A 14,153-nucleotide genomic window follows, 5' to 3' on the forward strand; every position below is an offset into this window, starting at 1 on the left:
CAGGTTTTGGGTGGGGCGCCATATGGAAAACAGCAGTTAGCCATATAGATTTAAGGGATGGTGGATATCGTGGACAAGCAGACCCGGTCCCGAATGATGTCAGGGATCAAGGGTGCAAACACAAAGCCGGAGCTGCTGCTGCGCCGCGCCCTGCACGCACGCGGATTTCGGTACAAAATCCACGACAGGAAGCTCCCGGGCAGGCCGGATATCGTGCTGCCGAAGTGGCGTGTCGTGATTGAGGTGCGAGGCTGTTTCTGGCACCGCCACGAAGGCTGTCCCAAAGCAAACACACCGGCCACGAACGCCGCCTTCTGGCGGGAGAAATTCCTTTCGAACATCGCACGCGACAGGATGAATGCTGATGCCTTGCTGGCGAGTGGCTGGCGGGTCCTGATCGTGTGGGAGTGTGCGATCGGCCGGATTCTTCAGAAAAACGTAGTCGACGAGGTGACAGATTTTGTCACCGACGGCATGCAAACTGGAGTTCGACTGCATGAGATCGGAGCCGTCTGACTGGTTTGGTCGATGGGTAAACCCATGTTTCGATAGATATGATTTGGGCCGGATGAATAGTTGGACACTTAAACAATAATTATGACTCAAAATCGCCTTGTGGTGGTTCTCGTTTGGCCTGAATTCAGCTTAACATTGCCGAAGATTCGGATGCCAGAATTTTGGATTGACAGAGTAATTGATGAACTTGGCGAGTAAGGTTAATTTACGGACTGGCTGCGAAGGCAGTAACCCTCCCAGAGAGAAAAAAGCTTCCTTTCCTCTCCATGATGCAGCCCGCGAAGGCCGCCGGGATGTTGTGTATCTACTTTTGGAACGCGGTCACAGCGTATTGACTTTGGATGGCGAGGGTCTCCGGGCTTCTGACAGGGCACGAGAGGAGGGACATTTAGCGCTTGCCGATGAATTGAAGGGCCGCGAGGCTGAACATCCGCCGGTATCGTCGATACGCTCTGAGGTGGAAAGGCTGTCCACCAGAGAGTTGATCAACCTCGTTCAAGGCAAATCTGAAGCCGTAGCTGCGCTGATTGCTGCCGGGCGTATACAAGCTGTTGATGGAAAGGGTGACACGCCCCTGCATATCTGCGCAGCGCAAGGGCGTTTGCAGTTTTGCGATCAACTGATCAAGGCGGGCGCCGATCCTGCTGTGTCAAACTTCGAGCGCCGGAAGCCCCACGAGCGTGCTGCCGAGAATGGGCACACCATGTTGGCGGGGCTTTTGCGAAGCTTGTTACCGGAAGTTGAGCCAGTGAGCGCCGTCAATCCTTATCCGAAACAATCAAATGTGAAGACCGAGTCGATCACGTCGAGTTCGATTTCGGAATCTTCGGAGGATTCCTTCGATTTCGATGATTTGGATATGGATTTTTACGGAGAGGAAGAAGCTGAACAATTCCATCGAGACATCGAGCGCGACGATTACGTAGCCGAGTTTGAAGTCGTCGAAGGCCGGGTTGCGCGTCTCGGAAGTGATGACGGAACGGATATTGAATTCGATGACCTTGGCGAGGGTGGGTTTTGGATCGATGCTGAGGACATCGTGGGCCCCTTGCCGCAGACGGCGGAGTTCGCTGACGCGGCCACGTACAGATCGTTCCTCGATGTTCGCATGGGTCGTAAGTCAGCGTTTCAAGCGACCGCCCCGACGACGCGGTATTATGCAATTGCGGACAGCGCCGTAGTGCAGTGGGTAGAGAATGTAGTAGCCGAAGGTTCCTGCACGGAAGAGGACGTCGATGTTCTAATTGGAAGGATTCGAGGGAGTTTCAACTCTGAAGCAGTCAGGGCCAATTTGGTTCACGAGTTTACCAATATCGGATTGATGCAAGTCGATGACCATAGTCATGGTGCCGCAATTGTTGCAGGTGAAATGCCTGATCCCCAAGATATTGTCGATCTGCTCTCGTGTATCTGCAATGGATCGAACATGCGCCCCGGGCTGGAATTCAGGCCGCTGTCGGCGCGAATGGAGGCGCGACTCTTTCGGGAACTGTCGGAAAGCCAGAAAAAGATTTGCCGCGCGCTCGTTGCCGATGCCAAGCTTGTTTCGGCGGTTGTCATGCTTGGGGAGCGGATAGAAGCAGGTACTGTCGAACCCGGCTTGCTTACCGATCTTGATATTCAGCGTGGACGACAGACGCAGGACGCCGAAGTGCTCTCAGGAGCACTTTCCTATCTCGTCGGGTACCAGACTCTTCTGGAAGACGGTGACATCACCTCCGAGGATCGCGCGAAAGCAATGGAAGCGGTTTTGGCGATGAAGCTTTCACGGCTCGCCGTTGAATTGATCGAAGAAAGTGTGCGGGTCAACACCGAACTCGACGACGCTCGCGAACAGATCGTGGCTTCGCTCGCGGTTCGAGAGCGTTATCGTCAGGAGATACTACTGGGACACCTGCCGCTCGTCCGTCGAATGGCCAGCCGGCGCGAAGCACACATCGATGATATCGAAGACTTGGTGCATGATGGTGTTTTTGGACTGATGCGGTCGATAGACCTTTTTGAGACCGATCGCGGCCACCGTTTCATGACCTACTGTCAGTTCGGAGTCCGGCAATCGATCAGTCGAGCGTTGGATGACACTGGCTCGTTGGTTCGCGTTCCGGCACATCAAGCTGTTGTTTTGAGGAAAGTGGATCAACTTGAGGGAGGTTTCTCAGAAGAGTTACCGGCGGAGGCTGTCATCTCGCTGATCTCAAAAAAGATGGGAATCCCGGCAGAGATTATTCGAAAGTTGCGACGCGTCCCGAGAAGGCTCGTGCCGTTCGAAGAAACTGCTGAAGATCAACTGGACGTGGATTCCCCTCAATTCCGCGACTACCTTTCACTTCAACGTAGGGAAGTCATCGAGGATTTCCTAACGCGCATGCCGGAACGTGCCGCGGATGTACTCGTTCGCCGCTTCGGATTGCGCGAAGAGGATGAGATGACCCTTGAAGAGCTGGGGGCCATCTACGGTGTAACGCGAGAGCGCATCCGTCAGATCGAAGCAAAGCGTCTGGCCGATTTGGGCCACCCAGCTAACCAACGGCTGCTTCGGAGCCTGCTCTGAATGATAACCATGAAGACACGTAATGCACCACCGCGCGCTGGAATGTTGATCGAGTCCCTGCGAGGACTCGGTTACACCACTGCGACGGCTGTCGCCGATATCATCGATAACTCGATTTCCGCCGGGGCTCGTTCCGTGGATGTTCACTTCGAATGGGCCGGGCCGGATAGCTGGATCCGGATCACTGACGATGGTTGCGGAATGAATGATATGGAGCTGGAAAAAGCCATGCAACTTGGCGCCAGCGATCCGCGCCATGAGAGGCGGTTGGATGATCTCGGTCGGTTCGGGATGGGGCTAAAAACGGCGAGCTTCTCACAGGCACGGGCATTGACGGTTCATTCCCTCCGTGCCGACAGCGAGGCAGCTTGCCTGCGGTGGGATCTTGACGTTCTTGAAGATATCTCGGGGGGCGACTGGCCGATGATTGAGGGTCCTCGCCCGGGTTCAGAAGAACGGTTGGGTGTCGTTAACCTTGGCCATTCGGGAACCGTTGTCTTGTGGGAGGACCTGGATCGGATCGTGACTCCAGGGTTTACCAGCGACGATCTTTTTGAGGTTTTGGAAACCCTCGAAGGGCATCTGGCAATGGTGTTTCATCGCCTGATCGGCACTGCTTTCGACCAGATCGACCTGAAGTTGAACGGCAAGCGCGTTAAGCCATGGGACCCGTTCTTGATGGGCAACCCTTCGAAGCGTCTGGAGAGCTTGGAGTACTCTCTGATCGGTGCGCCAGAAGTACGGGTGCAACTCAACGTTCTGCCACATAAGGACAAGTTCGAGAAGGCTACAGATTTCGAAGCGGCAGCCGGACCGGACGGATGGGCGTCACAACAGGGCTTTTACATTTACCGCAACAAGCGGCTGCTCGCCGTGTCCGGATGGCTTCGCTTGGGCGAACGGGGGCGTCATTGGCCTCGCGATGAAGCACATCGGTTGGCTCGAATCCGCTTGGATATTCCGAACACGATGGACAGCGAATGGAACATAAATGTTCTGAAATCCACCGCGAGCCCACCTGTTCGTTTGCGACCGCAGCTGCTGCGTCTTGCGAAGGAAGTTCGTGAGATCGCTCGGAATGTCTATGTTTACCGAGGTCGACTGGTTGCGGATGGCACACAGGGTAACGAGGGAATGCCCGACATCTGGGAGGCAATCAAGCGACCCTCTGGCGCTACTGCTTACCGACTGTCAAGGCAGCACGACCTGTACCGCTCCTTAATGGATCGTGCCGGACCACTGGCCAAGGATATCGAAGCACTCCTGCGGCTTGTCGAGGGAACCGTGCCGGTTCAGCGAATTTGGTTGGACACTTCAGACCATGACGAACCGCCAGTGAGCATCTTGGATGAAGAGGCCGACCCTGCGCTAATCGAAATGATGGAGGCCATGTTTGATGCGTTGGTTTATTCGCGTGGCTTGAGCGAGGCAGAAGCCCGGGAGAGACTCTCGCGAACCCGGCCATTCGATAAACGAGCGGACTTGATCGCAGGTCTGGGTAAGAAATAAGGAAAGGCAGCCGACCATGTCGGAGAGTAGAGATTTTGCAGACATTCTGAAAGCCAGTGAACCATTCGTTCGTCGCCAGATAGAAAAGACTGGAGAACTCGTCACGGCAGACCTAATCGACGGCGTTCTACGGAAGGTCGAGATGATCGATCCAGATTTGTTTGAGAATGTAGACCGTGAAGCCGTGATCGACGAGATGATCCGACGTTCCAGTCACGGGATCGGCAAAGACGCGTCCCTGGTTGGTACCGAGGGGCATGAACCTTGGTTGGACGCGGATCGGAAGCAGGGTTGGCGTTATTGGCGCCGATATTCAGAATACATGGAGGAAAAACTCCCCTGGAAAGCACTGGATGCGCTGGATAAGTCGACGGACGAGATTCTGGGAAACCTCGAAGATCCACTGCGTACTGGCAGCTGGGATCGTCGCGGTCTCGTCGTGGGTCATGTGCAATCAGGCAAGACAGGAAGCTACACCGGGTTGATCTGCAAGGCGGCGGATGCGGGATACAAGATCATTATTGTGCTGGCAGGTTTGCACAACAACCTGCGGGCGCAAACGCAGATTCGCCTCGATGAAGGGTTCCTCGGGTACGCGACTCTGGTTAATGTGGATCACCTTCCTTTGGTCGGCGTCGGCCAAATCGACAAGGACAAGTACTCACAGCCGAACTGTGCGACGAACCGTTCGGACAAGGGGGATTTCGACACAGCGACGTCCCGTAAGTTGAATGTGAAACCCGAAGAACGCCCGTGGCTTTTCGTGGTGAAGAAGCAGAAGAATGTTCTTGAACGGCTGGTCTACTGGTTGGAAAATCATTGTGCCGATGCAGTTGACCCTGAAACAGGGAGAAAGGTTGTAACTGCCTTGCCGGCGCTTGTCATCGACGACGAATCTGATCACGGCTCGGTGGACACGGGTGAAGTGCCCGTCGGGGACGATGGAAAGCCCGATCTCGAACACTCGCCTACAGCCTTAAACGGTCTCATTCGACGCGTGCTTCACACCTTCTCACGCAAGGCCTACGTCGGTTATACGGCCACGCCCTTCGCGAACATCTTCATCCACGAACGTAATGCCACTGCTGAGCACGGACCGGACCTGTTCCCATCGGCATTCATAACCAGCCTCGGAGCGCCGACGAATTACATCGGTCCAGGCCGGGTTTTCGGTTCTGCCTCGTCCATTCCGGATGATTTGCCTCTGGCGCGTACGCTTGACGATGACGACTATTTGGAGTGGATGCCTCCGACCCACAAGAATGGATGGCGTCCTCGGATCGGTGGGGAACGCATTCTTCCCAACGGGTTGCAAGAGGCCATCCGCTCTTTCATATTTGCCTGTGCCGTGCGCAAGGTGCGTGGCCAAGGTAGCAAACACAGCTCCATGTTAATCCATGTTTCGAGATTCACTTCGGTTCAGAACGAGATCGTGTCGCAGGTAGAGGAGTTCGTCCGCCATATGAAAAGGCGGTATGAACGAAACATAGATTTGACAGAACTCGATGCTCAAATGCAGACGGATTTTGAGCTTCGCTTTCATCCGGACATGGCACGCGTGCGCAATGCCTTTACGGAAGTGCCTCAGGGCGAAGATGTGACTTGGCCCCAAGTCCGTGCCGTTCTTCCATCTGTACTCGGGGATATCGAAGTTCGGGAAATCAACGGGTCTGCCAAGGATGCTCTGGACTATGCCGAGAACGAAAATAAGGGGCTGAAAGTTATTGCCATTGGCGGCGACAAACTCGCGCGCGGACTGACCTTGGAAGGACTCTGCACGAGCTACTTCATGCGCACTACCAAGATGTACGATACGCTCATGCAAATGGGGCGATGGTTCGGGTATCGAGACAAGTATCTCGACGTCTGCCGACTTTATACGTCAAGCGATCTGATTGAGTGGTTCGGCCACATTGCCGACGCTGCAGAAGAGCTTCGTGAAGAATTCGACAACATGGCCGCAGTCAAGGCAACGCCGAGGGAATTCGGCCTGCGGGTGCTGTCGCATCACACGCTAACCGTGACATCCAAGGCAAAAATGCGGTCCGCGAAACCTGTGCATTTGACCTATTCGGGTAGCCTGATGCAAACCGTGGCTTTCCCGATCGATGAGAATCATGAGCGAAATTTCAAGGTCGGCACGAGGTTCCTTGCCGCCGCAGGCAAGGCGCATCCATTGCAAGATCAGCAATATCCTCAAGACAATCAAAATTGGAATGGTGCTCTCTGGCGCAAGGTACCTGCGATCGCTGTCGTCGAGTTTCTCCGAAGCTATCAGCCGCACCCCAAGTCTTATCGTGTAGTTCCACCTATGCTTGCAGACTTCATCGAAAGGATGAGCTCCACGGGAGAACTCACGGAGTGGACGGTTGCGCTGGTCGGCTCTTCGAAGGGCAAGATGGAAAAAATTGCTGGCATAGAAGCTGGCATGTTAGAGCGCGCGGCAATCGGAGAACATTCGGACCGATACTCCATCAAAACTCTAATCTCCCCGCGTGATCAGGCCATCGATCTGACCCGAGTGCAGTATGAGGCTGCGCTTGCGCGAACCCGTGAGATATGGCGCGGTGATGCCGAACGAAATGAGAGTAAAGGCCCGCCAGAGGAACCCAGCGGATCAGCCATCCGGCATGTTCTGGGTTTCGGCCACGAGGGTCTGGGTCTCCAAGCTGACCGAAAACGGGGTCTGTTGCTTATGTATCTGCTGGACCCGGAAAAATCGTCCTGTCCAGCACTGCAGGGGAGAAACCCGGTTCTCGCATGGTCGCTCTCGTTCCCGGGGAGTTCATCGAAACTGCGAATACGGGATGCGGACTACATGGCGAACTCTGTGCTCTGGGAGGCAATGCGTGATGACGTGGAGTGAAGAGGGCTTGGCTCGAACATGGCGGGCGCTGAAGGATGTCGAGGGCGAGGAGTGGGCGCTATCACCACTTCACCGAAATAGTGCTGTAATCTTTCATGCTGGTCGCAGTTTTCCGGGCAGCCGTGAAGCCATCGTCGTGGATTTCCCAGTCGGGACGATTAGGCCTACCGATCGGCTCCCTGGTGGCGGTGGGTTTGACGTACTACGGGTGCCGCCCCACGATGGTTCGGAAGGGAGAGAGGCTATTGCACTTGTGCGTCTGATCGACGGTTCGCACGAGCTTTTCGCGCTCATGGCGGTAAACGTACTGCGTCACCTCGAGCACCTCGGTGGCGTCACGCCGCGAGCGACGCTCGACGCTTTCTTCGTCCGGGTTCGCGAATGGCAGGAGTTTATGTCGAACCAACGCCGCAAGCCTCTGTCGACGGAAAAACAAGCTGGGTTGATGGGTGAACTCATCGTGCTGGAGGCATTGGTCGAACACATGGGATCTGCACTGGTGGCACTTGACACTTGGCAAGGACCGTTGAAGGCCGCGCAGGATTTCCATGTCAACAGCGGTGCAATCGAGGTGAAGAGCACAGCTAAGGCGCAAGGCTTTGTCGCACTGATTAATTCCATTGACCAGCTGGATTCAGAACGCTGGCCCCTGTACCTTTGTGCTATCCGGTTTTCCGAGGACGAGGCAGGCGAAACCCTGACCCAATTCGTAAACCGCCTGCGCGAGGTCATGGAAGGGGCAGGCGTGCGCAAGCAGTTTGAGGCGCTACTCCTTCTGTCGCGCTACATGGATGAACATGCGGACCGCTACACGCGTAGTCTTCTGCCGGGAGAAGTGCAGTGTTTTCGGGTGGAGGACGGTTTCCCGCGTCTGCGCCGCGAGACGTTGCCGTGCCAGATTAGGAATGCGAAATACGATCTCGACATAGAAAGCCTCGATAGTGAGCTGCAATCCATGGACATGATGATCCAGATGCTTGGAGAGACGGTCGATGAATCTGTCTGAATTTCACACGGAATTCCGAAATCATGTTCAGGGTGTCATGGCCGAGCGGGCCAACAATCCGGATGAGGTATTTCCCCAAGAAGAGCTAATCTTCGCAGAACTCGCTATGGATGACGTGAGCGCGGCAGGCATTTCCGAAGCACCCGAGGTCTGCCATTGGGAAGGGACGATCCGAAGTGCGAAATTGCGTATTTCCGGGTTCAGCATCTCTGCAGATGACACGCGGATCGATCTGTTCTTGACACACTACCTTGGTACCGAACACCTGACCCAACTACGGGATTCCGAAGTCGGTGGTGTGGCAAAAGCAGCAGTTACCTTCGCGGCCAATGCCGGAGCGGGCAAGCTCTCCGGGCGTCTGGATCCGACGAGCCCAGTACTGGAACTGGTTGAGACCTTGGAGCGTCGTTGGCACGATCTGGATCAACTGCGGGTTATCGTTCTGACCGATGGGCAGACGAAATCGAAACACTTCTCGCCAAGAGAGGTGGAAGGTCGCCTGATTCAGGTGGAAGCCATGGATATGGAGCGCCTGTTTCGCCATACGACGGGTAAACCTCGTGACGAGATTGCAATCAGTTTTGAGCAGGCGATTGGGCGGCCTTTGCCATGCGTCCACGTGGCGGATCCCTGTGCCGATTACGATTACGCATTGACTGCCATCCCGGCGGAAGTTCTGCGTGCACTCTACGAGCGGTTCAACACTACACTTCTCGAGGCAAATGTCAGATCCTTCCTTGGCACCCGCAAGAAAGTGAATGCTGGCATCGCGCAGACCCTCAGAGACGAGCCAGGGCATTTTCTCGCCTACAATAACGGCTTGGTGATCGTCTGTGATGAGGCCAGCATGACGCAAGCCCAAGACGGGCAGGTCGGTATCTCGTTACTGAAGGGGCTTCAGATCGTGAACGGCGGCCAAACTACTTCATCGATCTATTTCGCAAGCCGCGACAATAGGGGCCTCGACCTATCGCGCGTAATGATACCAGCGAAGATCGTGATCCTCCGGGAAGGTGAGGATCAGGGACGCGAGACCCTAATCTCACGGATTTCTCAATTCGCCAACAGCCAAACTGCAGTTAAGACTTCCGACCTTTCTGCAAACCGTGTTTTCCACATCCAATTTGAAAAGCTGGCGAATGACACGTGGTGCCCAGATGGTACCGGGCGATGGTTCTACGAGCGTGCAGCGGGTGCATATGCTGTGGCCATGTTGCGGGACGGTCGCACCAAGGCGCAGAAGAAACGTCTGCAGGCGATAATCCCGACGAGGCGGAAGCTAACAAAGAACGATCTGGCCAAGTACCACGAGAGTTGGCGTGGGTTGCCGAACCAAGTGGCCTTAGGCGGGGAGAAGAACTTTGCGGCTTTCATGTCTGCCCTCGACGAAACGCCGGAGATCGTTCCCGAGACCCTCGATGTTGCGTGGTATAAAGAAATGATCGCCAAGGTGATCCTGTTCAAGGCAATCGAGAAGCAGATCAAAACGAGGGATGCCAAACAGATATTCAAGCAGGGCTACGTCAACATTGCGAGTTATACCGTAGCGATTGTGGGGCAACGTTTAGGCAGCAGGATCGACCTGATGCAGATCTGGCAGCGCCAAGATACGTCAGGACCGCTGTCTCGTCTCTTGTGGGACTGGGCTTGCGTAGTGAACTCGGTGTTCAATCGAATAGGCGCAGGCGCACAATTCTCGGAGGTGGCAAAGCGGTCAGCGACGTGGGAAGCAGTTCAAGCCGCGTCCTACCCAGACATTACGGAGATGGCTCCGGAACTTCGGCAGTTGCAGGACGTTTGACCCGTGTGTTGATCGTCAGCCATACTGGATGTGTGCCCAAACAAGCAACACTCTGATCCGTGGGCCGTATAGCGTGGCGCGACGATAAAGGTGGCCGCCGGGGTGCCTTTCTGGTCACTCCTTATGCGGTGGCCGACATAGCTTTTCCGTAAGCGGGGCGCCCATCACACGTTGGCGGAATAGTTCCATGGCAAGAGGCTTTCGATTTCCGACTGTTTGTGCCCTTGCGCGACGGCGGTCAGCGTCTGTGTGAGCCAGGCATGAGGGTCGACGGCGTTCATCTTGCAGGTTTCAATCATGGACGCGAGGATTGCCCAATTCTGGGCACCGGCGTCATGCCCGGCAAGCAGTGCGTTTTTTCTGTTCAGAGCTATCGGTCGGATTGTCCGCTCGACGGAGTTTGAGTCCAGTTCCACGCGGCCGTCGTCGAGGAACTCGGTCAGACCTGCCCAGTATTTGGAGATGTAGTTCAGGGCCTCGCCGATGGGGGATTTGGCGGAGACGCGGGCGCGGCTTTCCTTGAGCCAGTTCTCCATTTGACCGATCAGCGGTTTTGAGCGCTTCTGGCGTGCCGATTTTCGATCCTCTGGACATTGGCCCCGGATGTCCTTTTCGATGCGGTAGAGAACCTGGATCTGGATCAGGCCATCGTCAGCAATCGGGGTTGCTTTGCCGGATTTGGCGACCTCGAAGAGTTTGCGCCGGGCGTGTGCCCGGCAGTAGGCCAATCGGATCGTATTTCCCTGACGCTTGAGCAGGCGGTTATAACCCGCGTATCCGTCCACTTGCAGGGTGCCGGTGAAGCCTTTCAAAATGTCTTCCGCGTATTGGCCGGACCGCCCCGGCGCATAGGTGAAGGCCACGCCGGGAGGATCTTCCCCGCCCCATGGCCGGTCATCACGGGCAAGCGCCCAGAAGTAGCCAGTTTTGGTCTTCTTGCGACCGGGGTCGAGTACCGGGGCAACCGTTTCATCCATGAACAGCTTGCCCGAGCATTTCAGGTCAGCCATTAGCGCGTCAAAGACGGGACGCAGTTCAAAGCCCGCGCGACCCACCCAGGCCGCCAAAGTGGAGCGATCCAGATCGATGCCCTGACGGCTGTAGATTTGTGCCTGGCGATACAAGGGAAGGTGATCGGCGTATTTACTGACGATCACATGGGCAATTGTCGCCTCGGTCGGCATACCGCCGGGGATCAGGTGTGCCGGAGCGGGCGCCTGGGTAATCCCTTCCTCGCACGACCGGCATGCATATTTCGGACGGCGGGTCACGATCACCCGGAACTGGGCCGGAATGACATCGAGCCGCTCGCTGACATCTTCGCCAATCACATGCCGTTCTGCACCGCAGCCGCAAACCGTGCTCTCTGGCTCGATCACCTTTTCGATACGCGGCAGGTGCTTGGGCAGCGATCCACGATTGGCTTTGCGCGGACGGGGTTTGCCCGTTGCCTGCTGGTCGTCGACTTCCTCTTCTGCCTGGATCGCCTCCGTTGCCGCTTCGATGTCTTCCAGCGCCAGCTCAAATTGGTCAGGATCAACCCGTTCGGATTTTGATCCGAAGAGCACGCGCCTGAAGTCGGCCACCAGCTTTTCCAACCGGACGATACGGTCCTGATGACGCTGCTCACGCCCGTCTGACGCGATGATCATCGCCTTCAGAGCCGCCACATCGTCGGGAAGATCAGCCGCATCAATCATGGGGAAGGCTTACCATTTCCACCCGCAGAGCGCCTTCGCAAAGCGGGGTCCGAGTCACTCCGCCGCAGTTGGTGGGCGCGCCGCCAGAGCCTTCACCTTGCGCCAGTCGAGCCCGGCAAACAGCGCCTCGAACTGAGCGTGATTGAGCGACATCAGCCCGTCCCTGATCGCAGGCCAGGTGAAGGTGGTTTCCTCCAGCCGCTTGTAGGTCATCACCAGCCCGGTGCCGTCCCAATAGAGCAGCTTCAACCTGTCAGCTCGCTTGGAGCGAAACACAAACACTGTCCCTGTGAACGGCTCCTTGCGCAACTCGTTCTTCACCAGCGCCGCCAGCCCGTCATGGCCTTTCCGGATGATCCTGTTTGAACTTCCGTGCGAATTCACCTCTGAGCGATCATCGTTTAGGGGTTTTCAGCAAAGGGCTGTTCGCATGAATTCTTCATTCATCATCGACTAAATCGACGATGGCTACATGCGCTGCCCCAGTTCCAGCGCGGCTATGTCTGATGACGGGAACAGGTATGCGGCCTATTGCAGTGCTCTACCGTGGTCATCCGGCGGCCTCTCTGGCAGCCAGTTCCTCAAAGGCGGCGAGATAGGCCTGCCGTGTTTTTTCCTGCCAGTCTATGAGCCCTTGCCAAGTGGAATGTTCCGAGATGCCGCCGGGACGCTTTTTTCCCAACAGTGACTTTCCTGAGCCGAACGTTGCGTCCAATTTCTGTTCCAGCCACTCGGCATGCGGGGTCAGTTGATTGGTCAGGACAGAGATATCCTCTCCATATCTTCCTCGGACAAACACGCCGCCCGATTTCTGGCCGATCCAGACACTGATCGTGACTTCGGGCATGGAAGCAGGGCTGCAGTAGAAATAGCTGAGGCGAGACACCACATCCTCGACCTCTGGATAATGCTGGGCATAGGCCGACCAATAGGCGTGGCGCATGTCCCCAAGCTCGCTGTCTCCTTTGGCTTCGCGGCGTTTTGGCATCAGTTTGCGGTCCCAATCATTGGGTTTTTCAACGACCTCGAAGATGGGCGCATAAGGGCTGTTGCCGATGCGAACCACACGGGCCCGTACCGCGAAGAAAGAAAACCCATCGGCGGTGTGTTCATTCAGCCAGCGGATGGCGGAAAGGTGAGGTTCCCGAAAGGTTGGAGCAATCCAAACCACGGTTTGAGCTTCAAGACCGGCAAGATAGGTCATGATCTGACCCAAGTGGGTGTGGTCCGTGGTCTCCAACTGGTTTTCGATCAGGACGACCGTGTTGTCCATCGGATTGCGCGCCAGAATATCGGCGGAGAAAGTCTCGACAGCGACTTCGGTCCCTGTGAGCTCGAGAGGAATGCCAATCGTTTCAGACAGATGACCGATGTTATCCGCGAGCCATGGGGTGAAGGAGTGCGCTTCGTGTTTCCAAGCATCACGCAGGGGGAGGTCTTCGAGACATCCAAACTTAATATCAGTCATGCAAGCTTCTTCTGTTTGAGAAGGGGGAGGCAATAGCGTTGTCGAGGTTCTCGTTGAAATCACAGATGGACCGCATTTCGACAAAGCCCCGGCACCCGAAGTGCTCCGGCCTGTTTTCGGCAGGGATCCACTTGTTGCATGTGGCTTTCGTTTTGAGCATGGCGTCATGGCCGCGGAAACCCTTGGTTGCCCACAACGCGCCAGGCAATGCCGTCCAGAGAGTAAATTTTATTCTGGTCAAATTTTCCCTATCGGTTGGGTGCACATCATCATCGAGTTTCCAGTGCTTGTTTGGATAGGAATATGATGAATTCAGAATGGGTTGGTCGGAAAAGCTCATAGCTGCGAACATTGTTACTGTTTTCGGTCAACAAAGCAGGAGAGGTTGACAACTGCAAGTGAATCCAACTCGCACAGATGACGATTTTGGCGAGAAGTGTTCAGTCAGCCAATGCCATTTGGGCTTAGCGCCTAAGTGAGGTAATTCCGGTGGATCTGTCTCTCGACTACATACCGAGAAGGAAACCCGAGAACGGATTTGTCGTTTTGTGCACTGTGTCAAGAAGTGCGCCAAGCGTTTTGCTGAATCCGTCTTTCTCAGGTTTCTCTTGGTTCTCTCATTTCTACCGTTTCTGTTAATTCTCAGGAAAGAAAAGCATTAGATAGCAGTGTGTTTCAACGTCTCAAGCCCATCACTCGATGGTTTGCCTCGTGCGTGTTGCATGGATCTGAACTG

Annotated in this window: 10 protein-coding genes; 6 read left to right on the forward strand and 4 right to left on the reverse strand. The window is 55.6% G+C overall.

Features of this window, described 5'->3' with window-relative positions; translation table 11 throughout:
* Positions 1–69 precede the first annotated feature (69 nt).
* The 6 genes from ACOQFT_RS21950 to ACOQFT_RS21975 all read left to right on the forward strand — a co-directional run bounded on the left by ACOQFT_RS21950 (position 70) and on the right by ACOQFT_RS21975 (position 10,249).
* Positions 70–516 (forward strand): very short patch repair endonuclease, encoded by a 447-nt coding sequence (locus tag ACOQFT_RS21950; protein ID WP_421599950.1) that lies wholly within the window; start codon positions 70–72, stop codon positions 514–516.
* A 181-nt stretch (positions 517–697) separates the two neighbouring features.
* Positions 698–3,067 carry a sigma-70 family RNA polymerase sigma factor gene (locus ACOQFT_RS21955; protein ID WP_421599951.1) on the forward strand — a complete coding sequence of 790 codons (2,370 nt, stop codon included), beginning with the start codon at positions 698–700 and terminating at the stop codon, positions 3,065–3,067.
* Between the two features lie 9 nt (positions 3,068–3,076).
* Positions 3,077–4,576 carry an ATP-binding protein gene (locus tag ACOQFT_RS21960; RefSeq protein ID WP_421599952.1) on the forward strand — a complete coding sequence of 500 codons (1,500 nt, stop codon included), beginning with the start codon at positions 3,077–3,079 and terminating at the stop codon, positions 4,574–4,576.
* Between the two features lie 16 nt (positions 4,577–4,592).
* A complete protein-coding gene (locus tag ACOQFT_RS21965; protein ID WP_421599953.1) occupies positions 4,593–7,442 on the forward strand; it encodes a Z1 domain-containing protein in 2,850 nt (949 codons plus the stop codon).
* Complete coding sequence (locus ACOQFT_RS21970; protein WP_421599954.1) at positions 7,429–8,448, forward strand: PD-(D/E)XK motif protein; 1,020 nt, start codon at positions 7,429–7,431, stop codon at positions 8,446–8,448. Before ACOQFT_RS21965 ends, ACOQFT_RS21970 begins: the two co-directional genes overlap by 14 nt.
* Positions 8,435–10,249, forward strand: coding sequence for an AIPR family protein (locus ACOQFT_RS21975; RefSeq protein ID WP_421599955.1), 1,815 nt, complete (start codon positions 8,435–8,437; stop codon positions 10,247–10,249). Before ACOQFT_RS21970 ends, ACOQFT_RS21975 begins: the two co-directional genes overlap by 14 nt.
* A gap of 164 nt (positions 10,250–10,413) precedes the next feature.
* Here ACOQFT_RS21975 and tnpC read toward each other — a convergent pair whose 3' ends face one another.
* The 4 genes from tnpC to ACOQFT_RS21995 form a co-directional block, all read right to left on the reverse strand.
* Positions 10,414–11,949 carry an IS66 family transposase gene (gene tnpC, locus ACOQFT_RS21980; protein ID WP_421599956.1) on the reverse strand — a complete coding sequence of 512 codons (1,536 nt, stop codon included), beginning with the start codon at positions 11,947–11,949 and terminating at the stop codon, positions 10,414–10,416.
* Positions 11,950–12,003: 54 nt separating this feature from the next.
* Positions 12,004–12,333 (reverse strand): IS66 family insertion sequence element accessory protein TnpB, encoded by a 330-nt coding sequence (tnpB, locus tag ACOQFT_RS21985; protein ID WP_421599957.1) that lies wholly within the window; start codon positions 12,331–12,333, stop codon positions 12,004–12,006.
* A 166-nt stretch (positions 12,334–12,499) separates the two neighbouring features.
* Complete coding sequence (locus ACOQFT_RS21990; protein WP_421599958.1) at positions 12,500–13,450, reverse strand: hypothetical protein; 951 nt, start codon at positions 13,448–13,450, stop codon at positions 12,500–12,502.
* A complete protein-coding gene (locus ACOQFT_RS21995) occupies positions 13,410–13,757 on the reverse strand; it encodes a hypothetical protein (protein WP_421599959.1) in 348 nt (115 codons plus the stop codon). Before ACOQFT_RS21995 ends, ACOQFT_RS21990 begins: the two co-directional genes overlap by 41 nt.
* Between the last annotated feature and the right edge of the window lie 396 nt (positions 13,758–14,153).

Source organism: Ruegeria sp. MALMAid1280 (genome assembly GCF_049195285.1).
In the GTDB taxonomy this organism is placed as follows: Bacteria; Pseudomonadota; Alphaproteobacteria; order Rhodobacterales; family Rhodobacteraceae; genus Ruegeria.

Bases quoted from the DNA above. Each gene is read 5' to 3' on its own strand.
- ACOQFT_RS21955 (WP_421599951.1), top strand. From the start codon at position 698: ATGAACTTGGCGAGTAAGGTTAATTTACGGACTGGCTGCGAAGGCAGT.
- ACOQFT_RS21960 (WP_421599952.1), top strand. From the start codon at position 3,077: ATGAAGACACGTAATGCACCACCGCGCGCTGGAATGTTGATCGAGTCC.
- ACOQFT_RS21965 (WP_421599953.1), top strand. From the start codon at position 4,593: ATGTCGGAGAGTAGAGATTTTGCAGACATTCTGAAAGCCAGTGAACCA.
- ACOQFT_RS21970 (WP_421599954.1), top strand. From the start codon at position 7,429: ATGACGTGGAGTGAAGAGGGCTTGGCTCGAACATGGCGGGCGCTGAAG.
- ACOQFT_RS21975 (WP_421599955.1), top strand. From the start codon at position 8,435: ATGAATCTGTCTGAATTTCACACGGAATTCCGAAATCATGTTCAGGGT.
- tnpC (WP_421599956.1), bottom strand. From the start codon at position 11,949: ATGATTGATGCGGCTGATCTTCCCGACGATGTGGCGGCTCTGAAGGCG.
- ACOQFT_RS21995 (WP_421599959.1), bottom strand. From the start codon at position 13,757: ATGAGCTTTTCCGACCAACCCATTCTGAATTCATCATATTCCTATCCA.